17 protein-coding genes and 4 pseudogenes are annotated in these 22,859 nt (G+C 40.6%); 12 read left to right on the top strand and 9 right to left on the bottom strand.

All coding sequences use genetic code 11. The features are described 5' to 3' along the window. Nucleotides 1–61: 61 nt before the first annotated feature. Nucleotides 62–835 (bottom strand): NAD(+) diphosphatase, encoded by a 774-nt coding sequence (gene nudC, locus FTV42_RS12540; RefSeq protein ID WP_180038952.1) that lies wholly within the window; start codon nucleotides 833–835, stop codon nucleotides 62–64. 384 nt (nucleotides 836–1,219) lie between these two features. Between nudC and FTV42_RS12535 the strand changes: the two genes are divergently transcribed. Continuing rightward, nucleotides 1,220–2,743: a cryptochrome/photolyase family protein gene (locus tag FTV42_RS12535; RefSeq protein ID WP_180038951.1), complete on the top strand. Its 1,524-nt coding sequence runs from the start codon at nucleotides 1,220–1,222 to the stop codon at nucleotides 2,741–2,743. A gap of 3 nt (nucleotides 2,744–2,746) precedes the next feature. After that, complete coding sequence (locus FTV42_RS12530) at nucleotides 2,747–2,899, top strand: DUF2256 domain-containing protein (RefSeq protein WP_180038950.1); 153 nt, start codon at nucleotides 2,747–2,749, stop codon at nucleotides 2,897–2,899. Here FTV42_RS12530 and FTV42_RS12525 read toward each other — a convergent pair. Then, on the bottom strand, nucleotides 2,896–3,147 hold the full coding sequence (locus FTV42_RS12525) for a TIGR03643 family protein (protein ID WP_373683236.1): 252 nt from the start codon (nucleotides 3,145–3,147) through the stop codon (nucleotides 2,896–2,898). The two genes, FTV42_RS12530 and FTV42_RS12525, sit on opposite strands and share 4 nt — an antisense overlap. Nucleotides 3,148–3,448: 301 nt before the next feature. Between FTV42_RS12525 and FTV42_RS12520 the strand changes: the two are divergent. Continuing rightward, nucleotides 3,449–4,578: pseudogene (locus FTV42_RS12520) on the top strand (IS3 family transposase). A gap of 70 nt (nucleotides 4,579–4,648) precedes the next feature. Here the strand turns inward: FTV42_RS12520 and FTV42_RS12515 are convergent. Both FTV42_RS12515 and FTV42_RS12510 read right to left on the bottom strand, forming a co-directional pair. Continuing rightward, nucleotides 4,649–4,798, bottom strand: a pseudogene (locus tag FTV42_RS12515) (transposase); the annotation flags it as partial. A 272-nt stretch (nucleotides 4,799–5,070) separates the two neighbouring features. Then, nucleotides 5,071–6,243: a replication initiation protein gene (locus FTV42_RS12510; protein WP_180038949.1), complete on the bottom strand. Its 1,173-nt coding sequence runs from the start codon at nucleotides 6,241–6,243 to the stop codon at nucleotides 5,071–5,073. Between the two features lie 856 nt (nucleotides 6,244–7,099). Here FTV42_RS12510 and FTV42_RS12505 point away from each other — a divergent pair. Together FTV42_RS12505 and FTV42_RS12500 are read left to right on the top strand one after the other, a co-directional pair. Further along, complete coding sequence (locus tag FTV42_RS12505; RefSeq protein WP_004647772.1) at nucleotides 7,100–7,873, top strand: ParA family protein; 774 nt, start codon at nucleotides 7,100–7,102, stop codon at nucleotides 7,871–7,873. A 13-nt stretch (nucleotides 7,874–7,886) separates the two neighbouring features. Continuing rightward, nucleotides 7,887–8,798, top strand: coding sequence for a ParB/RepB/Spo0J family partition protein (locus FTV42_RS12500; RefSeq protein ID WP_180038948.1), 912 nt, complete (start codon nucleotides 7,887–7,889; stop codon nucleotides 8,796–8,798). A 49-nt stretch (nucleotides 8,799–8,847) separates the two neighbouring features. Here the strand turns inward: FTV42_RS12500 and FTV42_RS12495 are convergent. Beyond that, nucleotides 8,848–9,562, bottom strand: a pseudogene (locus tag FTV42_RS12495) (IS5 family transposase). Between the two features lie 892 nt (nucleotides 9,563–10,454). Here FTV42_RS12495 and FTV42_RS12490 point away from each other — a divergent pair. Continuing rightward, a complete protein-coding gene (locus FTV42_RS12490) occupies nucleotides 10,455–11,144 on the top strand; it encodes a GntR family transcriptional regulator (RefSeq protein WP_005105943.1) in 690 nt (229 codons plus the stop codon). A gap of 226 nt (nucleotides 11,145–11,370) precedes the next feature. Here the strand turns inward: FTV42_RS12490 and FTV42_RS12485 are convergent, their stop codons facing one another. Continuing rightward, nucleotides 11,371–11,583, bottom strand: a complete 213-nt coding sequence (locus FTV42_RS12485) for a hypothetical protein (protein WP_004281968.1) — start codon at nucleotides 11,581–11,583, stop codon at nucleotides 11,371–11,373. Here FTV42_RS12485 and FTV42_RS17780 point away from each other — a divergent pair. Next, nucleotides 11,554–12,139: pseudogene (locus FTV42_RS17780) on the top strand (transposase); the annotation flags it as partial. The gene FTV42_RS12485 and the pseudogene FTV42_RS17780 overlap by 30 nt on opposite strands. Before the next feature lie 19 nt (nucleotides 12,140–12,158). Here the strand turns inward: FTV42_RS17780 and FTV42_RS12480 are convergent. Continuing rightward, a complete protein-coding gene (locus FTV42_RS12480) occupies nucleotides 12,159–12,332 on the bottom strand; it encodes a hypothetical protein (RefSeq protein ID WP_004281965.1) in 174 nt (57 codons plus the stop codon). Nucleotides 12,333–12,549: 217 nt separating this feature from the next. Here FTV42_RS12480 and FTV42_RS12475 point away from each other — a divergent pair, with 217 nt between their 5' ends. The 4 genes from FTV42_RS12475 to pnuC all read left to right on the top strand — a co-directional run bounded on the left by FTV42_RS12475 (nucleotide 12,550) and on the right by pnuC (nucleotide 17,793). Continuing rightward, nucleotides 12,550–12,738 carry a hypothetical protein gene (locus FTV42_RS12475; RefSeq protein WP_167367475.1) on the top strand — a complete coding sequence of 63 codons (189 nt, stop codon included), beginning with the start codon at nucleotides 12,550–12,552 and terminating at the stop codon, nucleotides 12,736–12,738. A 1,042-nt stretch (nucleotides 12,739–13,780) separates the two neighbouring features. Then, complete coding sequence (locus FTV42_RS12470) at nucleotides 13,781–14,986, top strand: phosphotransferase enzyme family protein (protein ID WP_180038947.1); 1,206 nt, start codon at nucleotides 13,781–13,783, stop codon at nucleotides 14,984–14,986. Between the two features lie 40 nt (nucleotides 14,987–15,026). Beyond that, nucleotides 15,027–17,195 carry a TonB-dependent siderophore receptor gene (locus FTV42_RS12465; protein ID WP_180038946.1) on the top strand — a complete coding sequence of 723 codons (2,169 nt, stop codon included), beginning with the start codon at nucleotides 15,027–15,029 and terminating at the stop codon, nucleotides 17,193–17,195. Between the two features lie 28 nt (nucleotides 17,196–17,223). Beyond that, nucleotides 17,224–17,793: a nicotinamide riboside transporter PnuC gene (gene pnuC / locus FTV42_RS12460; RefSeq protein WP_004281962.1), complete on the top strand. Its 570-nt coding sequence runs from the start codon at nucleotides 17,224–17,226 to the stop codon at nucleotides 17,791–17,793. A gap of 177 nt (nucleotides 17,794–17,970) precedes the next feature. On the opposite strand, the gene FTV42_RS12455 is transcribed toward pnuC, so the two are convergent. Then, a complete protein-coding gene (locus FTV42_RS12455; RefSeq protein ID WP_180038945.1) occupies nucleotides 17,971–19,482 on the bottom strand; it encodes an aldehyde dehydrogenase family protein in 1,512 nt (503 codons plus the stop codon). Nucleotides 19,483–19,683: 201 nt separating this feature from the next. Between FTV42_RS12455 and FTV42_RS12450 the strand changes: the two genes are divergently transcribed. Continuing rightward, complete coding sequence (locus FTV42_RS12450; RefSeq protein ID WP_180038944.1) at nucleotides 19,684–20,865, top strand: transcriptional regulator; 1,182 nt, start codon at nucleotides 19,684–19,686, stop codon at nucleotides 20,863–20,865. A 514-nt stretch (nucleotides 20,866–21,379) separates the two neighbouring features. On the opposite strand, the gene FTV42_RS12445 is transcribed toward FTV42_RS12450, so the two are convergent. Next, a complete protein-coding gene (locus FTV42_RS12445) occupies nucleotides 21,380–22,552 on the bottom strand; it encodes an iron-containing alcohol dehydrogenase (protein ID WP_004281959.1) in 1,173 nt (390 codons plus the stop codon). Nucleotides 22,553–22,859: the final 307 nt, after the last annotated feature.

The raw sequence follows: 22,859 nt of genomic DNA, 5'->3' as shown, positions 1-22,859 counted from the left end.
AAGACAAAATGATGTGATTTAGCAGGCCTGCTGCCGAAAAAGCTCTAGGCTGTTTTCCGGGTTAAAGCCATTCTTTGCTGTCATCTGCCACAGGGGTACCATGCATCACATGCTGAATCATGGCATAAGCGATACTGCCCTTGAAGGGAATCTCAGGTAACTGATCAAACTTGAAAAATTGCGCGTCGCTCAGTTCATCTTCCTGAATCTGAATCTCACCCGAGTGATACTCTGCCCTGAAGGCCATCATCAGGTTGCTGGGAAACGGCCACGGCTGGCTGGCCAGATATTGAATATTCTTGATCTGCAGCCCGACTTCTTCCTGCGTCTCACGGCGTACTGCCTCCTCCAAGGTTTCGCCGACTTCAACAAATCCAGCAATCAGGCTGTACATCTGGGTTTTATTGCGGGCATTTTTCGCCAGCAGAATTTCATCTATACCCCGGGTGATGATGGTAATCACGCAAGGATTCACCCGCGGATACTGGTTATAGCCACAGGATGGACAGACCATGGCATACTGGCTGGCGTGCTGCTGGGTAGCATGGCCGCATTTACTGCAAAAGCGGTGATTACGGCGCCATTCCAGTAACTGTACCGCACGGCTGGCCTGTTCAAACTGCGGCCTGCTCCAGACCTGTACCAGTTGCCGGATCGGGACCAGTTGATAACCTTCGGGCACTATTTCATCTTCTTTTAGATCGCGTGCAATGACCTGGCCATTTTCCGACAGGTTCAGGTCGTGCTGCAGTCTTTCCACCTGCGGCAACTGGAAATGATCATCCACCAGCAATTGCTGCTGTCTAAAAATATACGCTTTTGAATGCATGCTCATGACAATCCCCGGATTAAAAAAAATCCCATACAGAGGGGTGTATGGGACAAAACTAAGGAAGCTTACATGGAGTAACTTCATGGAACATACTAGGCGCACGCTGCCTGAATTACAACCATAATAATTTGTATCTTTTTGATTAAAATAACATAATTTTCACACCAATTATGCCTTCAGGAATAATGCGAAGCGAGTTTCATCAACTGGCTGTAGCATTATAGAGATGAACAGTCTGTTATTGTAGCAATTATGATTTCTGTGCAATGTCAGCAGATCATCTGGTCGAGCTGAATTGACTGAACATGCGGGCTGATCTTTATTTTCACAAAAAATTGAACTGGCTGGCTTTACACTAGGCTATCTTTCATCGGGTCTGGAATGGCTATGCGTTTCGGTTTAATTCTGGGTGACCAGCTACATCATCAGCTTGCTACACTCAAGACACTGGACCGTACCCGGGATGTGATCCTGATGGCCGAAGTTGTTGAGGAAGCCACTTATGTCGCCCATCATCCGCAGAAAATTGCCCTGATTTTTAGCGCCATGCGTCATTTTGCCAAAGAACTCAAAGCAGAAGGCTGGCGTGTACGTTATCATACTTTTCAATCCGGCAGTCCGATTCGTAGCCTGCTGAATTTTGTGCAGGCACAGCAACAGCTGTTCCCCGTCACAGAACTGGTCATGACCCAATGCGGAGAATACCGCTTGCAGCAGCAGATTAAACAGCACTGGAGCCAGCAGCTGCAACTGCCGATACAGTGTCTGAATGACGAGCGTTTTTTCTGCAGTCCGGAGCAGTTCCGGCACTGGGCCAGCCGTTACCAGACACTGCGTATGGAATATTTTTATCGGGAAATGCGTAAGCAGACCGGCTATTTAATGCAGGAACAGCAGCCGCTTGGACAGCAATGGAACTATGACAGTGCCAATCGCAAGGCTTGGTCAGGCAGTCCACCATTGACCGCGCCACTGTACTTTGAACGCGATCAGATTGATCTGGATGTACTGGAACTGGTTGAACGCGAGTTTTCCCATCACCCCGGCAGCCTTGCCGATTTTCGCTGGGCCACCACGCGTAGCAATGCCCTGCTTGCATTGGAGCATTTCATTGCCTACAGTTTGCCGCATTTTGGCGATTATCAGGATGCCATGGTTCAGGGTGCAGACATGCTGTTTCACAGCCTGCTCTCACCCTATTTGAACTGTGGCTTGCTGCTGCCCCGAGAAGTCTGTGATGCTGCAGAAGCGGCCTACCATGCTGGTCATGCACCGTTAAATGCAGTCGAAGGTTTTATCCGGCAGATTCTCGGCTGGCGCGAATATGTCCGCGGGATTTACTGGCTGTACATGCCGGAATATGCCAGCCGCAATGCACTGCAGCACTCAGCACCATTGCCACAATTTTACTGGACTGGCCGCACTCGGATGAACTGTATGGCTGAGTGTTTCCGTAATACTTTTCAGCATGCCTATGCGCATCATATCCAGCGTTTGATGGTGACTGGAAATTTTGCCTTATTAACTGGTGTAGACCCGCAGCAGATCAGCGAGTGGTATCTGGCAGTCTATGCCGATGCCTATGAATGGGTAGAACTACCGAACACGCTGGGTATGGTGATGCATGCCGATAGCGGCTTGATGGCCAGCAAACCCTATGCGTCCTCGGGCAATTACATCCATAAGATGTCCGATTACTGTAAGCACTGTAGCTACAATGTCAAAACTCGCACCGAGCTAGATAGCTGTCCGTTCAATAGCCTGTACTGGTATTTCATGATCCGGAATGAGGCGAAATTTCGTACTCATCCACGTATGGGCATGATCTATCGACAGCTAGATAAACTTCAAGATCGGCCGCAGATCATCAGCCATGCCCAACAGCTTCTTAGCCAGATCGATGAGTTATAAACCATGAAAAAACAGCATCTCCCTGAAAAAACCTGTATTCACTGCTTGCGCCCTTTTACTTGGCGCAAGAAATGGCAACGCTGCTGGGAGGAAGTCAGATACTGTTCTGAACGATGTAAACGTGAGTCTAGACGGCGGTCAAAATCAAACGCTTAGAAACGCTTGTATTGCCGTGAACAATAGGCCCGTATCACATCGGGTGAACGCAGTTGCAGATGTTTAGTTTTTCGGCCGGTGACTCGTTCACGCCACATTTTAAAACTCGATGCTTTCATATTTTTCCGCATCAAGCGAATCACTGCAGTTTCATTTAAGCCAAACTCACGCTGGATGGCTTCAAATGGGGTGCGATCTTCCCAGGCCATTTCAATGATCCTTGACAGATCTGCTCCCGCATATTCAATTACTTTACGCACCACATACCTCTGCTTACTTTCATTTTTAAAATAAAAATTGAGCGATAAAATTTAACGCTATCTCTCTGTATCTGGGTCAGATCAAGTTGACCAGACTCATCTTAATAAAACGAAGATGAAGATTTTGTGATTTTTTACGTGGATTGTATGTTGTTGCTGTCCTATCGGGCCTTCGAGCTCAGCCTGTGGTCCAAATACCTGTGATGTGGGTCTAGGATTTTAGACCATGCCTATAAGTGATAATCTACTCCCCAATAAGCATGGGAAATGCTTGTTTTTGGAGTCAAGCATGACACGAAGAAAACGTCGTAATCATTCAGCAGATTTTAAAGTTAAAGTTGCTCTCGCAGCAATTAAAAGGCGACCACACACTCGCTGAACTTTCTACTCAATTCGATTTACATCAAAACCAAATAATTGATTGGGAAAATCAACTGCTTGAGCAATCAATCAGTATTTTTCACGACCAACAGCACAACAAGAACCTGAGATTGACCTCAAAGCTCTACATGCCAAGATATGACATCAGGCATTGCAAATTAATCTTTTAGAAGGTGCACTCAGAAAAATAGGGCAGCTGAGCGGCAAAAAATGATCGATAAGACCCATCAACTTTCGGTACGACAACAATCGCAATTGATTCAAATCAATCGCAGTACGTTGTATTACAAGCCCAAAGAGATTTCATCAACTGATTTGAGTTTGATGCGTCTAATCGATGAAATTCATCTCGACTACCCATTTATGGGCAGTCGAATGATACGAGATATGCTACAGCGTCAAGGACATCAAATAGGTCGGCGTAAAGTCCGACGTTTAATGCGCTTGATGGGAATACATGCCTTGTATCCCAAACTCAATACCAGTAAGCCTAATCTTGCACAACGTATTTTCCCATATCTGTTGAAAAACATGCTCATAGATCACTCTAATCAAGTCTGGTGTACAGATATCACGTACATTCCTATGGCTAAAGGCTTTGTCTATCTGTGTGCAATTATAGATTGGCATAGTCATAAAGTACTGGCTCATCGTGTATCGATCAGTATGGAAACAGACTTTTGCATAGATGCGTTGCAAGAAGCAATTGCGAAATATGGTTGTCCAGAGGTGTTTAATACAGACCAAGGCAGTCAATTCACAAGCGAGGCATTTTTGAATGAGTTAAAATTGCGAAATATCTGTATCAGTATGGATGGGAAAGGACGGTGGATAGATAATGTGATGATTGAGCGGTTATGGCGTAGCGTGAAGCATGGGGAAGTCTATTTGAAGGCTTACGATACGGTTAAACAAGCGAAACAATCAATTGCTGAATATTTGGATTTTTATAACATGATACGTCCTCATTCAAGTTTGAATAAGGCAACACCGGATGAATTTTATGATCAACATTTACTAAAAGTAATGGCAGCATAATTTAAATATTTAGAGCGGATTTATCACTTATAAAACTAAATTGAGTGGTCTAATTAACGGAACCACATTAATTTGTATTCAATCCATGTTGCAAAGCGACTGAAGCAATTGAAACGTCCGGTGCTTTACAAGCCTGAACGATCTGCTGTTTAACTTCAGCACTGCATGTTCTTCGTTTTTTCTCAAGAGATGTGATGGATGTCTGGTTATTTGTAGTCATAAATTTAGTCCCCACTTGTTTTTAAGTAGGAACTAAATTAAGGCTTATAGGATGAGTTCATAAGGTGTGTTCAGCGAACGCTTACGTTTTGAATAGATTTAAGAAATTAGGCAGACCTCATACCCAAGTTGTCACTTGAATTTGTATAACTTAGGGAAGATCTATCTCTAAAGCCTTTATGCAACAGAGTCGTTTTTATCCTAGGGTCCTTACCACTTGTATTCTTTACGAACATATATCTAAAAAAGTGTAGCAAGTTGCTACACTTTTCGCTAGATCAGCTCTTTACCAAAAATATCATTCAGTCTTTCACGAATACTTTGAACGAATTCCGGATTGTTTTTAAGTTTATGCTTCATATTTCGTTTAAAGTCATTCAGCCCCATACCAATTTCAGCAAAATCCATTTGGAATAAAGTGTCATTAATGACAATATTTGCTTGAGAGTCAGTGAGGCATCCTACTTTTTTAAACCACTTCTTGAACTGCTGATAATTTTCATCATTATTAAAAATATACCAAGAACGTACATTCGTATCGAATTTAGCCCCTAATTCTTTTACGGATGCATTGTCTTCAAATGGAACATCAAGATAGATTTTTTCGATCACTGCAATTTCATCCAGTGCCTTATCAGCAATCCGATGATGCAGTTTAAAATTCACACCTACAATTGGACGGCCTTTCTTAACGGTTTCATACTCTAATTGTAGATCTGTATTTTCGTTAATTTCTGCCACTATTTTGTCTAATACATAGCGTCTAAAATCTACCCAGCGATCATATTTGGTTTCATTAATATCAATCAGTGCTTTCAAGTTTTCTAAAAGTAATGGCACTTCATAACTCTTTTGATTGGCGTACTTAAATTCGTTTTTAATGAAATAAGTATAAAGACTCATACTGGCAACAGAATCTAGGGCAAAAAGATGTTTTAGCTGATAGGTAGTAAAATTACCCCCAGCCAGTTGAGTGAAATACGGCAACACCTCACTGGTAAAACGAATCTGAATTGCATTTTTAGAGTCATCTTCCCATCTTAACTCACGGATAATGGGAACGACAGAATGTACTTTTTTAGTCTTTCTCTTACCATTATCAGCAGGCTCCTCAATAATAAAATGAGCTACTCGGGATGAAAGCTCTTTATAGATCCGATCTATTGCAACATTAATTGAATTACGTTTATTTAATCCTAGTAAATCTGCCAAATCATCCTTATACAAATAAATATAAGTTTGTTCGGTAATTTCACTATTTACCTTATTTTTCTCACTATAATTCGCAACCGCCATTGCATATAGAAGTGCCTTATATTCATTGGATGACAACTCGATTGGGCGAATTAATCGGTTACTAGTACTGACAACGCCATTATGGCGAATGTTGCCTATACAGTAGGGAATATAATTCGTTTCTTCTTGCAATGGTTCAGATTCTGTCATAACCGTGATATTTATAATTTGACTTAGTTTTTATATACAAAAGTGGAAAAACTTTCAAGACTTTCACCACAAGATTCTAAAAGTGGAAGGTCCGTCATCAAAAAAAAGCGTTATTATCCGGTTTTTTGCCTTTAAAGTGGAATTAAATACAATATTTCCACCCTACAGTGACAGACCTTCCACCTTTAGCCCCCGAAATTACAGTTTAGAATGACTATTTTTATTTTTTCACCCACATTCAGATAGGTTAAATTAAATAGAAACCCTGATGTGACAAGGCTTCCACCTTTCAGTTAGATTCGAAAGGTATAACTGCACATATAATCATCAGGAAATATCCAATAAAAACAGATTATCCACAGGTTAAAAATATACAGTGACAATCATTCCACCTTTAAGGCTTAGTTACGAGACTTTATTAACATATTAAATAATTGTTTTTTAAATTATTTTTAAATAAAAATAGCGGTTTAAAAAATAGCAGTGACAAACCTTCCACCCTAGTGACAGACCTTCCACTTTAGAGTGACAAACCTTCCACTTTAGAGTGACAGACCTTCCACTTTAGAGTGACAGACCTTCCACTTTAGAGTGACAGACCTTCCACTTTAGAGTGACAAACCTTCCACCTTTAAAACTCTAAGCATTTGTTTTATATAATAAAAATACACTCTTAATTATTAATTAGCTAAATAACTAATTATTCTAATTATTAATTAAGCTAGCTTAGTTAAAGATTTATTTTTAAGCTGTTTTACATCTGAACAAATAGGATTTATAAATTTTAAAACTATAGTAAGATGAGTGAAAGTTATTTATATTACTAAACATTCAAATACGGAAGCATCTGACACGCATGTCTGCAAAAATTATTACTGTTGCTAATCATAAAGGCGGATGTGGCAAAACAACGACTGTTGTGCACCTAGCCTCAGAACTTGCCAATCTGGGCAACAAGGTTTTAGTCATTGATTTAGATCCTCAAGCAAACGCAAGTTTACACATTGGGATCCAACATCCAAGCGAAATTGTTGTGACTACAGCAGAATTACTAGTGGGCGATATTTCGTTGTTGGCAGATGCATTACAAGAAGAAACGAACTTTGAAAAAGTATCATTAATTTATGGTTCCTTGAATTTAGGAAAAACTGAAGACCAACTAAAAGAAGAAGCTCCCCGTCCTTCTGAAGAGTTAAATATCAAGTTAGAACTGTTAAAAGATCTTTATGATTTTATATTGATCGACTGTCCACCTAGTCTTAAATTATTAACCAGCAATGCCCTGGCATCTTCAACACATGTCATTATTCCTATCGAATCCGGATCACAATATGGATTGTATGGGGTAACAGATCTTTTAAATCATCTTGAAAAGATCAAACGTATTAATCCAGATTTAGAGCTTTTAGGCGCTTTACTAATTAAGCATGATGAACGTCAGAATGTCTGTAAGCTGATTCGGAATGAAGCCTTAAAACAGGTAGGAAAACTTTTAGAGACCACCATTCCTCAAAGTACTAAAGTTAATCAAGCAGCGATTCTGCAACAATCACTTTTGAATGTAGAAAAAAATTCAAAAGTACGTAAGGCTTTTGAAAGCCTTGCCAATGAAATTGTAGCTAAAGTTTAAACCTGAGAGTATTATGGCAAGCACCAAAGAGCTTTTAGCTCAGAAACTGAAACAGAATACAGAAAAACATCAGCAAGCACAGAAAGACAATATTAGAGAGCTGAAAGAGTTTAGACGTAATGTTCCTATTGAGGATATTAGCCGCAGTCCAAACCAGCCGCGTAAATTATTTGAAGAGTCACAATTAAAAGAACTGGCGGATTCCATTAATGAAGTCGGTCTGTTGCAGCCCATTACAGTGCGTAAACTTGATAATCTGAAATATGAACTCATTGCAGGCGAGCGGCGCTTACGGGCGCACCATTTACTCGGCAAGTCTGTGATTGAAGCGATTATCATTGATGCGAATAATGTAGAAGCATCTTTGTTAACCTTAGCAGAGAATTTAAAGCGTCAGGACCTGACAGATTATGAAATTTTTATTGGCCTGAACTCACTTGATGAGAAGTTAAAGAAAAACAAGCAACGTTTAGCCAATTCACTGGGTTTAAATCGCGAAGATATGTACAAGTATTTAGCATACGAAAAACTGCCTCAAGTAATTTTAAATGACCTTGATGTGGAACCAGGCCTACTAGGTCGTACTGCTGCAACTGCATTCAAAAAATTTCTGTCGGATCATATAGAGCAACTTTCTGAGGCCGAAAAGGCTTTACTAGGGGCTTGGGAAAAAGTAAAAGACAAAAAACTAGAGCAAAGTAAAGTTACTGCCTATGCTGAAAAAATATTGAGTCAGGATCCAGAAAAACTGACCACAACATCTGTGGTTAGAAAAATTGAATATGCAGGTAAGATTGCGGGGAATATCAAACTCAATCAAAAACAGCTTAAGGTTTCTCTGAATATCTCGGAAATTGACGAAGCTAGTCTCTTACAACTAGAAGATTTTTTAAAACAGCTTATTAAGAAAAGTGAAAAAGTGTAGCAAGTTGCTACACTTTTTTTGACAATCTCAAATTAGGGCGTGTTATCAATTAAGCCATAAAGATCGCTGATAAGAAGTTTTGAGCCAATTTATCATAGCGTATGGCAATAGCACGATATTGTTTGAGCTTGGCAAAAAAATTCTCGATCAGATGTCTTGCCTTGTAGATATGTCAATCATAATCACGCTGATCAATAGAATTACTTTTCGCTGGCATCACAACTTGACCCTTCGCCTCTAAAATTGGATCAATGACCCGATCCCTAGAGTTGTAGGCTTTATCCATAAATCAGGTCTGGCTCAACGATAAGTCCAGCAACACATCTGAACCGTTTAAGTCATGGACCTGCCCATCCGTGAGATAAAATCCTGTCGGGTTGCCTAAAGCATCAGTACGGGCATGAATTTTGGTGCTTAAGCCCCCTTTACTGCGCCTAGTCGCCTGATTTCCCCCCAGCGCTGTGTTAGTAAGCACGTACAATGGGGTGGAGTCTAACATGACATATTCATTGTCAAGGTCATGTGACAGCACTTCAAAGACTCTCTGCCACATACTCGTTTTAGCCCAAAGACTAAAACGAGTATGCACTACTCTAAAATCACCAAAGCGCTCGATTAAGTCTCGCCACGGGATACCTGAACGATACCGCTTCAACAAATAGTCGGTTATCTTTGGCCGTTACTCCAACAGTACCCATTCGTCCATGTAACAGATCTTTAATCTGTTCCCACTGATCATCTTTTAATGCATAGCGTTTAGTCATGAAAAAATTATGAGGACCGGTAAGATTTTCTCAAGCTAATTGATGACACGTTAATTCAAAATAAAAAACGGTTTTAAATATTATTTCTATAAATTTCAATGTTACACTGATTTATAACAGGTTTTAATTGATTCCGCTTAGATGATATATGGGACCTAAAAAATTAACTAATTAACTTATGTCCATGAAAAAATTATAAATAAATGGACATATATCAATGATGTATGGTTGTTTTTTTATAATGAATAGCCTAAGTGATCGTTAGTGAATAGATGTTTTTTTTGGTGCGATATAATTACCTGAAAATCCAGACATAAGTTATAAAATGAGATAAATTTTGAAGGACGCCAGCTTTAAACCGCAGCTTTCATTTTTGTCTACATACAGCAGTCCAAGACGTTACCCAGTGTCACGTTACGGAACCGCACTCAGTGCGCTTGCCGGATTCAACAGTCTGGAGATCTTAGTATATTGCCCTATAAAGCTCATTTTATTAAAGATAATCTTTAATAGTCAAAGGCATTCAAATGTATAGATAGGGACTGTGTCAGGAAATGTGTTAGTAGAGGTGGACAATAATGTCTAGAATCAAGGTACGTGATTTTCTCAGTCGACTATTACGAATAGCCGCCGATTTTGTAGATGCCTTTTAATTAGATTAGACTGTCACCACTCTCCTAGACAAATTTAGTCTATTCTTTTTGCATAAATGAGAACATTATGAGTGGACAACGATATTCTCTCAGAATCACGTATCAATCATGCTGCTAAACATTCTCATTAAAACAAGGGAATGCATCTTTTTACTGATCTGTACCTTGTTTTCAATTTTCCTCTGTTCTTTAATTTAGTATTATCTTTATCACTTATGAGCACTCACTGGATTCACTGAATGAAGTATATGGAAATCAGAGATTTGATTGAGGCTGAATTGAAAAATTACAGTTCTAATCAAATAATTCCATCCGAACGGTACTTGGCATTAAAGTTTGACTGTTCAAGGGAAACAGTGCGTAAGGCCTATGAACAGCTTCGTGCCGAAGATAAAATTTTCAAACGGCAAAATCTCGGCTGGTTCGTGAGTAATAAAAAAATTCAATATTATCCAAACTCAATTGAAAATTTTCGTTCTTATATGAAGGCACAGGGTTTTAATGCCAGAACTGAACTGATCTCGACCCGACAGCTGGAGCGATTGGATCACAGTAATCTTTTTAGCGAAGAAAATCGTAAATTGGGCTTTATTGAAATTATCCGTTTACGTTATGCTGATGATGTACCTGTACTTCTAGAATATAATTATTTACCTGTTGCGCTGTTTCCAGATGTGCTGAATTATGATGTGATTACTTCGGTACAAGATGTCATTAAAAATCACTTTCATTATAATTACACGAGTAGTCAGTTAAAAATTAAAATTACCGGTGTGTCTCATTTTGAGAGCCAGCACTTAGGTATTCCTTTAAGTCAAACCGCCACCTATATTGAACGTATTTCAAAATCAGATGATCTAGTGATTGAATATGACATCGAAATCTGGTCACAGGACAAAATTGAAATGACCTTAGATATTCAAGCATAAGCTTATATTTATATCCTGCCCATTCAAATCCTAAGAAGTTAAATGGTTTTAGGATTTTTTTTATTTTCTTAGATTAGACCTCCTTCATAAATCATTCTTACTCAGTTGCAAATTATAAATTCCAGCAACTAGATTGAATCTCAAAAGGGGGGGCTTTTAGCTCTATTGCGATAACGTTCTGAAAGCATTTTGAAAGTTTTTAGACTGCCAAATACATACTTAATTTCTATTCTTCTTTATTGATTTCCTGATTATAGATTTTTAGTTCAGGATCCAGTTTACAGCGGCTTTTGGCCTCTAATGGCAACAGGGTATTGGGATACAAAGTATAAATCCTTTGATAACCTCTATCTGTAAGAACAAAGGTTCCTGAAGGGATCTGGTTTAAATTGTGTTTGAACAATTCTAAATCAAGCGTAATTCTCAGCATGACTTTCATATCAGGATGCCAATATCAGCAAATGCCAAGAAACTTAATCCAACATTAGGGGGTATTGGGAAGTGCGTTTGATTGAAGTTGAGCAGGAAGGGAAAATTAGACGTTATATCACTTTATTAATGAACCCAAAGACATAGCCACTGATAGGCTTGGCGAAGCTTTATGCTCAGCGCTGGGAAATAGAAATGCGTTACCCAGAAATCAAAAGTGATTTACAGGAGGGCAAGCATTTGAGGAACAAGCAACCTGATTTAGTTTGTCAATAATTATGGGGGGCTTTATTGCCTACAATATTCTAAGAAGACAAATGAAACATATGGCTCAACGTGCAAAAGTCAGTCCTTTGAGAATCAGCTTTCATATTGCATCTATTGGCATTCTGAATATATTAAGATTCGACTCTTTAGACTCCGCAGGTAATTTACCTAAACATTTAGAAAGTTTACTGGAAAAATCTAAGAGATATGTTTTGCCTGAGAGGGGAGTGAGGAGTTGCCCACGAGTTGTGAAAGGAACACCACGGAAATACCCAAGAAAATGCCAGTCAATTTCTTAACTGACCGGCATCACTTTAATTAAGGGCTTTCAGATGATTCAGATTTTTTGTCTTTCTCATTTCCATAATCTAAAGCAACCTGTTGCGCTTCGGCGGCGGCAGTTGCTTCTATTGGGATGGATTCATCTGCAATAGCTACTGTTCCAGTAAATCCAAATAAGCTCAGGATTAGAATCTTTGAATACTTTTCCATCTGAATTTCCTCTGCGTTTCTAAAACTTAATTTCAGTGTAGAGGGTAAGTTTAAATTCCGATGTATGAGCTATGTCTGCATATGTAAGATATTCAGGATCCAAGTTATAGAACCTCGGGTTTATGTAAGAATACTTATCGGATGAGTTTTTTTGTAGCGTTGACTGGCCAAATACAGACCGATTTTCTTGAAAATCTTTTATAGGGAAGATAATTTAATGGCAAATTATAAAAAGAGCATAGCAATGGTCAACTGCGGTAATCCCCCCTACAATAAAATCCAAGAAGACATAAACAATATGAAACCAACTACGATGAAATGGATCGGCAATAATATTGAGTTAAATGACATGCAGGGTGTCCATACTTTCTTATTAAGTTTAGAAGAAGAAGGGGGTGTTGATTAATCGCAGTATGTCATGAGTCTTATACAGGACATCGCCCAGTACATAAGGTTAAGTTTGAAAAGAATTAGCACATCCTCTGAGAGATTTTTATTTACCAGCCCTGTTTTTGTAACATCTAGTAATTTTTTTGTAACCTTATTGTTATTTATTGTTCACTTTGTTTATTATATAAAAGATAAAAGGTGGAGAATTTAAGATGCTCACTAAGGTCGAAGCCATTGTGATTTTACTAATGGTAATTGCATTAATACTCATTATTTATGAAATGGGACAAGGACTTAATTGGACTTTATAAACGCTTTCTCAGTTTAAAAAAAGTCCTCAATTGATGGCATTAATTTATTTATCAGAAGTTTCAGAATTTTGATCTTATACTTGGCTGACTAAAGATGAATAATATCTATATTGGTGATATTGTTTACCTAGTTTACGGTAGTCATCCAATGATGGTTGAAAAATTGCAGGATAATTTAGCTACTTGTATATGGTTCAGTGATAAAAAACATTTTTTCCGTAAGAATTTTCCCTTAAATATCTTAATAAAAAAAACGTAATTCAACAAAATATACCTGGGCGAATTCAAAGCTCATAGTGTACAGGTCATTTCGACCATGGCATGTGTTACTGATCTGAACAATGAATCACTGGTAGAATTTGCTGCTGAGGAACATGGATTTAAAGAACTACTTAGTGAAGTCATGAAAATGAATTACGGTGCATTTCAAAACTATGTTATAGCTTGAACTGAGGATCAGAAAGCTTGTTTGAATTGATGTATTTCATCCGCAGATTATGCGCGAATGCTAAGAAATCTGGAGTTCGAATATTAACCAAAAAGAAGATCATTTTTTGATTTATGCGAGAGATCTATTTTATTTTTATATTTATAAGGCTAAACTTGCCTCCAATTTAATACCGGTATGTACCACTTAATTTTAGGGCGTGTCTTCAATATTAAATGTATTTAAAAATACTGTTTGCATGTTCGCCTAAACAATGATTTTCCATTATTACATAATGACCTGGCTCAGGAATATTGATAATGACCAAAATGACTGATGATTTAGGTCATGGTATGGGCAATGCCTGGGAAAATAAAGACTGGGCACATATTTCTGATCCAGAATTACAAAGTCTGCAGCAGCATTATTCCTGTTTACAAGGTCATATTCAGATTTTGTGGTGTAGTCCCCGGCCATTTTCATCTGCGGCGCTGGTCAAGGTGGAGCAGGATTTTGTGAGCAGGGATGAAGCAGTCGCGCATCAGTATTTGATCAAGCGCAGTCATTGTTCATTTCGTCGTGCCCACGATATTTTACAGGAGCATGCCGTTCTTCAGCATTTAGCCAGCAAAGAAATTCCTGTTGCAGCATTGATTAGGTCAAATCAAGATCTGACTGCTTTAGAGCTGGGTGACTGGACCTATGAAGTCTATGCAAAAGCAGCCGGTTTAGATCTGTATGCAGATCAGCAATCCTGGAAACCTTTTTTCTATGCTGAACATGCCGCCAAGGCAGGGGCTTTACTGGCCAGACTACATCTGGCGATGCAGGATTTTCCTGAGCAGCAAGGCAGATCAGCATCTTATTTGGTTTCCAATCAGCAACTTTTAGACAGTGAAAATATCGTTACAGCCATTCAACGGCGCATTGCAAACAGTCCAGAATTAAGCCGTTATTTTGCCGATAAAAATTTGGATCCTTACTTTTTAGATCAAATCTTACAGGTTCACCAGCGTATTCAGCCTGTATTGCAACAGGCAAGCAGAATTTGGACCCATAACGATTTACACGCTTCTAATCTGTTTTGGTCATCGCCAGATGCCAAAGCTGAGATTACTGCCGTGACTGATTTTGGTTTATCTGACCGAAACTCGGCACTTTATGATCTGGCAGTGACGATTGAACGTAATTTCATTGATTGGTTGAAATTAGAGCAGAACCCACATATTCAGATTGATGAGGCCGGTTTAACCGCCTTTCTACACGCTTATTTTTCCGAAGCACATCCACAAGAAGATTTTAGTGTTTTGCCAGAGCTACTAAAAATCGTGCATTTGGATTTCGCTTTTTCAGAGCTTGAATATTTTGTTGGGATTACTCAAAACCAGCAACATGCAGATGCGGCTTATTACGACTGGATTATCGGTCATGTGGACTGGTTCTTTGGCGAACAAGGTCAACAATTTACCCAGACCTTAACCCGGCTCATTCAAGATGAATTGCAATCTTCTCAATGCTCTCTCTAAACCCAGCATCATCACCCACTTCACAGACATAAGGTTTCGTATGAACACTCGTCAACTCAAACAGAATGTATTAATCCGATCTTTAAATATGATCATTCTGTCGCAGCTGTGTTTAGTCCCGCTGACTTATGCTGAAGACGATGTTCAAAAGCTTGACACGATTGTTATCACAGCCGATCAAAGCATTCCTTACTCGAGTGCTAAAGTGAATGTTGAGGGATTTGCTACGGACAGTCTGCAAAAAATACCTGCATCGGTCTCTATTTTGACTGCTGATCTCATTGCTGAACAACATGCTCGTGTGCTGAGCGATGTTATAAAAAATGATGCAGCCATCGGTGAGGGCTATGCTGCAATTGGCTATTATCCAAACTTTGTCTCGCGTGGCTTTGCACTGGATTTGGCATCTAGCTACCTCATTAATGGCAATGTGATTCGTGGTGAACAAAACGTCGCACTTGAAAATAAAGAACGTGTAGAAATTTTAAAAGGCATGTCCGCGATTCAAAGTGGGATGTCGACCCCGGGTGGGGTTGTGAATTATGTCACCAAGCGACCGAAAGATATTCAGGCACTGACATTCTCGGCCGATCAACACGGCCAGTTTTCAGTGGCAACTGATCTCGGTGGTTTTTGGGGTGATGAGCAACAATTCGGATATCGCATCAATCTGGTGAATGAACAGATGGAGTCTTATGTCGATCATGTCGATGGTGAACGCTATCTAGCGGCATTGACCTTAGATTGGAAAACATCTGAGCAATCCAAATTAGAATTTGATCTTGAAGCACAGCGTTCCGAACAAAAATCAGTGCCAGGTTATCAATTACTGGATGGTAAAGTCCCAGAAAATGTGAAATGGGACCGATTGCTGGGTTATCAGACTTGGGGCAAACCGGTCACGATCGATAGTCTGAATAGCAGTTTAAAATATAGCTATGCATTGAATGATGACTGGAACTTGGGACTCGTCGCAGCCCACAGTAAATCCAAGGTTGATGATTATTCGACATTTGCTTGGGGATGTTATGCCACGTTATGTGAATATAGTGGCTTGGGCAACACCTTTGATGCGAATGGTCATTACGATATTTATGATTTTCGTAATCCAGATGAAACCTTTAAAACCAACCAATTTAAAGTCAAACTAGATGGGGTGATTGATACCAATTGGGCGCAACATTATCTAAATTTTGATATTACACAAACCAATAAATCGCGAGATCGTTTTGCTGGTGTCAATGAATGGATTGGTGTAGGTAATATTTATACAGAAACCATAGATTTTTCCCCAGTAACAGCGAATGCTGGACCAAAATATCAAGCACTTAAAAGTAAACAAACTGCATTTACAGCATTAGACCGTATTGAATGGAATGAACATTGGACCACTTTGATTGGCGGAAAATGGATCGAGCTTGATGAACAAGCATATGATGCAGATCGGGTAAAAGTCCGCGATACTGATTTAGGCAAATTTTTACCGCAATTTGCGATCAGCTATAGCCCCTTGGAATCGACTACCGTCTATGCCTCGTATGCTAAAGGCCTGTCAGATGGAAAAACAGCGCCTTGGTTTGCAGAGAATGCGGCTGAAACTCTAGCACCGATCTATTCAGAGCAATATGAAATTGGTTTCAAACAACAGATCCATGATTTCCTGTTGACTGCAGCCGTTTTTGATTTACGTCAGGACAATCAATATAGCAAGCCGATTTCAGGACTTCGCTATTTTATTGCGGAAGGCGAACAGCATAGTCAGGGCCTGGAATTAGGACTGAATGGTGCATTAACCGACCATCTGGCCTTAACTTCATCTTTAGCCTTGACCAAAGCCCGTTTAGAAAATGTGGAAGCGGTTGAATATGGTAATCATCAGGCGCAAAACGTGCCAAAAGCTCGTTTCGCAACACATCTTCGCTATAACGTACCGAGCATTGCAGGTTTCACTGTTCTGGCAGGTGGTCAATACAGTTCCAGCAAATATGCCAACAAAGAGGGTGCTGCGAAAGTTGCAGGTTATAGTGTGGTTGATTTAGGCGCTGCTTATCAATTTAAGCTAAATACGACCGATGCATTGCTGCGCTTGAATATTTATAATCTGTTCAACAAGAAATACTGGCGTGATGCAGGTGAATTTTTGGGTGATGATTATTTATTCTTGGGTTCGCCGCGTACAGCAACCTTGTCATTCAATCTGAACTTCTAAATTGGCTGCTTAATCAGGTTATATTGCTATGGAAAATATAGAAATTGCAGCGTTCATTTTAAACGTTTTAGGTGTCTGGCTGACCTCCAAACAATATAAAGTCTGCTGGTTGGTGAATATTGTCGCTGTATTTTTATATATGATTATTTTTTATCGTGTCAATTTATTTGCAGACGCAGCATTACAAGCCGTATTTATCTTGATGCAACTGTATGGCTGGTATAGCTGGTCGAAGAAAAATCATGACCAGGCTATCACCGTGCAGATTGGCTATTTGAATAAAAAAATCTGGGTATATAGCCTGATTGTGGGTATTGTCGCCGGTCTGGTGATTGGCGCCTTATTTGCTCATTTCACCACAGCATCACTCCCTTGGTTGGATTCCATGTTGGCTTCTTTTAGCTTGGTGGCAAGTTATTGGGCGGCAAAAAAATATATTGAAAGCTGGGGATTATGGTGTGTGTTAGATGTGATTTATGTCGGCATGTATAGCTATAAGTCATTGTATTTAACCGCCGTGCTTTATTTTATTTTTATTCTTCTGGCACTCAATGGCTGGAGAATGTGGCGAAATCTTTATAGAGTGAAATTATCTTGAAATGACACTATTGCAAATAGAAATTTGAGGTGATGCTCTTTCCTTTAAAAAAAGTGTTTATAGACTAAAAACTTTATTTGAATTGGCCGCAGCTTGAAGATGTTGCTGATATTTTGTGAAAGCTAGCTACCATACATTCAAAGCGAACCGAAGTTCGCTTTGAATGTATTTCACTTCTTAAAAGAACCCGGCTGGTTTGGTCGAATAGCTCACTAACAGATTTTTGGTTTGTTGATAATGATCCAGCATCATTCTGTGATTCTCACGACCAATGCCGGATTTTTTATAGCCACCGAAAGCCGCATGCGCAGGGTAGATGTGATAACAGTTGGTCCAGACCCGACCGGCCTGAATGGCACGGCCAGCACGGTAGGAAGTATGCGCTGAGCGTGACCAGACCCCGGCACCGAGTCCGTAAATCGTATCGTTGGCGATCTTGATCGCATCATCAAAGTCTTTAAAGGTGGTCACAGCCAATACAGGCCCGAAGATTTCATCCTGGAAGGTCTTCATGTCATTGGTGCCTTTAAAGATGGTCGGTTCAATATAGAAACCTTGACCCACTTCCTGACGTGCTTCACCACCAGTCAGGATCTGTGCGCCTTCTTCACGACCAGTGGCAATACAGCCCAGAATCTTGTCCTGCTGTTCCTGTGATGCTTGCGCGCCAATCATGGTGTCAGTATCCAGCGGATGCCCGGTTTTAATCCGTTTCACCCGTTCAACGGCACGCGCTAGAAATTCGTCAGCAATACTTTCCTGGATCAGCGCACGCGATGGACAGGTGCAGATTTCACCCTGGTTCAGGGCAAACATGGCAAAACCTTCCAGCGCTTTGTCCAGATAATCGTCTTCCTGATCCATGATGTCGGCAAAGAACAGATTCGGTGATTTACCCCCCAGTTCCAGCGTCACCGGAATAATATTTTCGGTGGCATATTGCATGATCATCTGACCGACGGCGGTAGAACCGGTAAAGGCAATCTTGGCAATGCGTGGGTTGGTGGCTAGCGGGCGACCGACTTCAACCCCATAACCATTGACGATATTCAGGACACCCGGTGGCAAAATATCCTGAATCAGTTCAGCCAGCACCAGAATGCTGACCGGAGTCTGTTCTGCAGGTTTCAACACAATGCAGTTGCCCGCAGCTAGGGCAGGTGCCAGTTTCCAGGCAGCCATCAGAATCGGAAAGTTCCACGGGATAATCTGACCCACGACGCCCAACGACTCATGAAAATGATAAGCAATCGTATCTTCATCAATTTCGGAAATGCCGCCTTCCTGCGCACGAATACAGCCGGCAAAATAACGGAAATGGTCAATAGCCAGCGGAATATCGGCAGCCAGCGTTTCACGGATCGGTTTGCCGTTATCCCAGGTTTCTGCTACTGCCAGCAGTTCCAGATTTTGTTCTAAGCGATCGGCAATTTTCAACAGAATATTGGAGCGGGTGGTCGGCGATGCTCTGTTCCATTGTTCTTTGGCTTTGTGCGCTGCATCCAGGGCCAATTCAATGTCTTCTACAGAAGAACGCGGAACCTTGGTAAAGACTTTGCCATCTACCGGAGAGATGTTGTCAAAGTATTCACCTTTGACCGGAGCGACCCATTCGCCGCCAATAAAATTCTCGTATTGTGCTTTAAAATGAACTTTTGAATCAGGTTGATTAGGATCGACGTAACGCATATTTATTTCCTTTGCTTATTTTCGTATGGCAAAACCGCTTCTACAGCTTTGGTATAAGGTACTTCTGCACCTTATTTGATTAATATAACTGGTATAAGGTTGGAAAAAGGTTGGAGCTAGCATGTTCACGATATTTTCATCCATTTTAAAAAAATAACGATTACAGCGGATGTAAATCATGAATTGTTGTGAGAATAAGGAATGATGACAAAACAAGATTTGATGGAAAAAAGGCACAATACTGATCAGCTTCGGCAAAACAGCAGTTTGTCTCCCTTACATGCAGAACAGCTGGGACAGAGTATTGCCAGCTCCTGGCAACGTTCATCCTCGGCTGAAATCCCGAAGAATCGTTTAGCAGCACCGCTGACGGATTTAAAAAAGACCACTTCTTCCTCAACTTTAGCCCAAGCCCTGCAACATTGTGCTCAGGATTTAAAACATATTGCCGAGCAATCTTCTATGGTGCTGGCGGTCGGAGATATCGGCAGCACCATCATTTGGGCAGCTTCTAGCCCACAAATGCAAAGTGCCGCAGAAAGTGTACATTTTATTGAAGGTGGGCAATGGCGCGAAGAGCTAGTCGGAACCAATGCATTGGCATTATCCTTAAAAACTCAACAATCCAGCTGTGTCTTTTCCAGTGAACATTACATGTCCTCCATTCATGATTGGGTTTGTTACGCTGCCCCGATTATTGATCCCTATTCAAAACAGGTCTTAGGTGTCATTGATCTGTCGACTACCTGGCCAAAGCATAACAGTTTAGCACTACTAGCTGCGGAGCGCTGTGCTACGATTATCCAGTCGGCTCTACTAGAATGCCAGAAGCAGCGCCTGTTTATTCGGGCTTTTTCATTACCTCAAGTGCTGTTTAATGGCAAGATGCTGGTTCTGACTCCTCGACAGATTGAAATTCTGACCATTCTAGCCTTATGTCCGCAGGGTCTGAGTCTAGATACCTTGCATCAAGCCTTATATGGCGAGCGCAAGGTCAGTATGGGTACTTTAAAAGCAGAAATGTCACAGTTACGCGATGTATTAGGTGGTATGCTGGGGTCCAGACCCTATCGTTTATTGGCGCATGTAGAGGCTGATTTTTTAATGACAGAGCAATCTTTAGATGCTGGGTATATCGATTCAGCCTTGAAGTTATGTACCGGCGTATTTCTGGCCAAAACAGAAAGTCCATTTCTATGTGCCTGGAGAGATTGTCTGGAATCACGCCTGAGCGATGCCATTTTCAAGGCTAATGAAACCGATGTCTTGCTGAAACATGTGGCACATTTTCCTGAAGCGATTGATGCTGTAGAACGCCTGATTGAACTGATGCCCAAAAACCATCCCGTTCATCAGACTCTGTTAAAATATAAAAATCTTTAAAGCTGATGTAACTATCGGTACAAAGCTAAACAGTTAAAATAGGAAAATTCTGGAATATTAAGTATTATCCTTGCTTACTGTGGGTTTGCTTATTAATTTAGACTGAACCTGATCCTAAAATTTTTATCAGTGGCTACCCAGTTTGACCAGCCGCTTGATGGGATGCTCTTCATCAAAATCAGCTACGCTCACCTTCATGTCATTTGAAGGACGCGCAGTTTATTCCTCAGAGATTAAATATGATATTAAGATCATACGACGGGAAATTTTTTCTGGCTGGGACGGGCTAAAAAAATCGTGGCATTTTTCTACCATGGGATTAATGTCGATATTCATAATGAAGGGGACTTCATAAAAAAGAAACACCCCCCGCTTTTATCCTCTTATGAAGGCAAAAGGATCAGCCAGGAACAGGAAAATGCATGTCTGCTCTTGGCACACTTCCTCAGGAAGTGAAACAGGGGCTGTTAAAAATGTAAGTCAGATGCTTGGAGAGAAGACTTACATTGAGGCACTACATCGCCGCTTTAAAAATATCTACCACTTGGGCATGGCTGGCTTTACGTGGATTGGTCAGCATGCAGGCATCTTTTTGTGCATTTTCCGCCATGATGGCCAAGTCAGCTTCTTTTACATTCAATTCCGTCAGCCCAGATGGAATACCAATTGAAGCCGAAAGCTGACGAATGGCGCCAATCGCTTCATAAGCTGCTTCAGTTACGGTTAAGCCTTCTGTATTCACCCCCATCAATTGGGCAATTTTGGCATAACGTTCAGGACAAGCAATCAGGTTAAATTCACAAACATGGGGGAGCAGAATTGCATTACAAACACCATGCGGCAAGTTGTAGAAGCCTCCGAGCTGATGTGCCATCGCATGCACATATCCTAAAGAGGCGTTATTAAAGGCCATTCCGGCAAGATATTGAGCATAGCTCATGGCATCCCGTGCTTCTAGATTATCCCCATTCGCCACTGCGGGACTGAGCCATTCACTGATCATGGTGATCGCCTTTTCTGCACAGGCATCAGTGATGGGATTAGCAGCCGTAGATACATAGGCCTCAACCGCATGTGTCAGAGCATCCATCCCTGTTGCCGCAGTCAGGCCGGCAGGTTTGGCCAACATCAGTTTAGGGTCATCAATTGCAATAAGTGGTGTGCAACGCCAATCTACAATCGCCATTTTCACATGGGTATCGGTATTGGTAATGATACAGAAACGTGTCATCTCCGAAGCCGTCCCTGCCGTGGTATTGATTGCAATCAGTGGTGTCATCGGAACGGTACTTTTATCAATCCCTTCATAATCACGGATATGTCCGCCACCTGCAGTGACCAGACCGATGCCTTTGGCACAGTCATGTGATGAGCCCCCACCTAACGATACAATAAAATCACAGGCATTTTCATTATAAGCTTCAACTCCATGATGCACGTTAATATCAGTTGGATTGGGTTCCGCACCTGGGAAAATATAACTGTCAACACCTGCCTCTTTCAAATAATCTGCAATATCATCTGCAACACCAAATTTAAACAGGCCAGCATCAGTTACAATCAGTGCTTTCTTGGCGCCTAAATTTTGTGCTTTGATCCCGATTTCTTTAGCACAGCCCGGACCAAAAAGTGAAACACAGGGAATATAAAAACCGTTAGTTTGATCTGAAATATTTTTAAAAGCCATGGTGTTATTCCTTCTACCATTCATTGATTATTTTATCGGTGACCCTCACCGTAATATGAGTATTGAATGAAGTTAAAAAGAATCCTACCTACCAAATACCTACCAATTTAAATTTTTGATTCTAGCCAAAATAATGCATTTGAGGTATTTAAAAGCAGATTGGCAAGGTTTAGCAGATACTAGATCTCTTTCATAAATCAAAAAACGATCTTCTTTTTGGTTAATATTTGCACTCCGGATTTCTTAGCATTCGTGCATAATCTGCGGATGAAATACATCGATTCAAACAAGCTCTCTGATCCTCAGT

It is taken from the genome of Acinetobacter sp. YH16052 (assembly GCF_013417155.1).
Taxonomy (GTDB): Bacteria; Pseudomonadota; Gammaproteobacteria; order Pseudomonadales; family Moraxellaceae; genus Acinetobacter.
The sequence above is the reverse complement of the archived record's forward strand: the minus strand, read 5'-3'. Positions and strand labels throughout refer to the sequence as shown.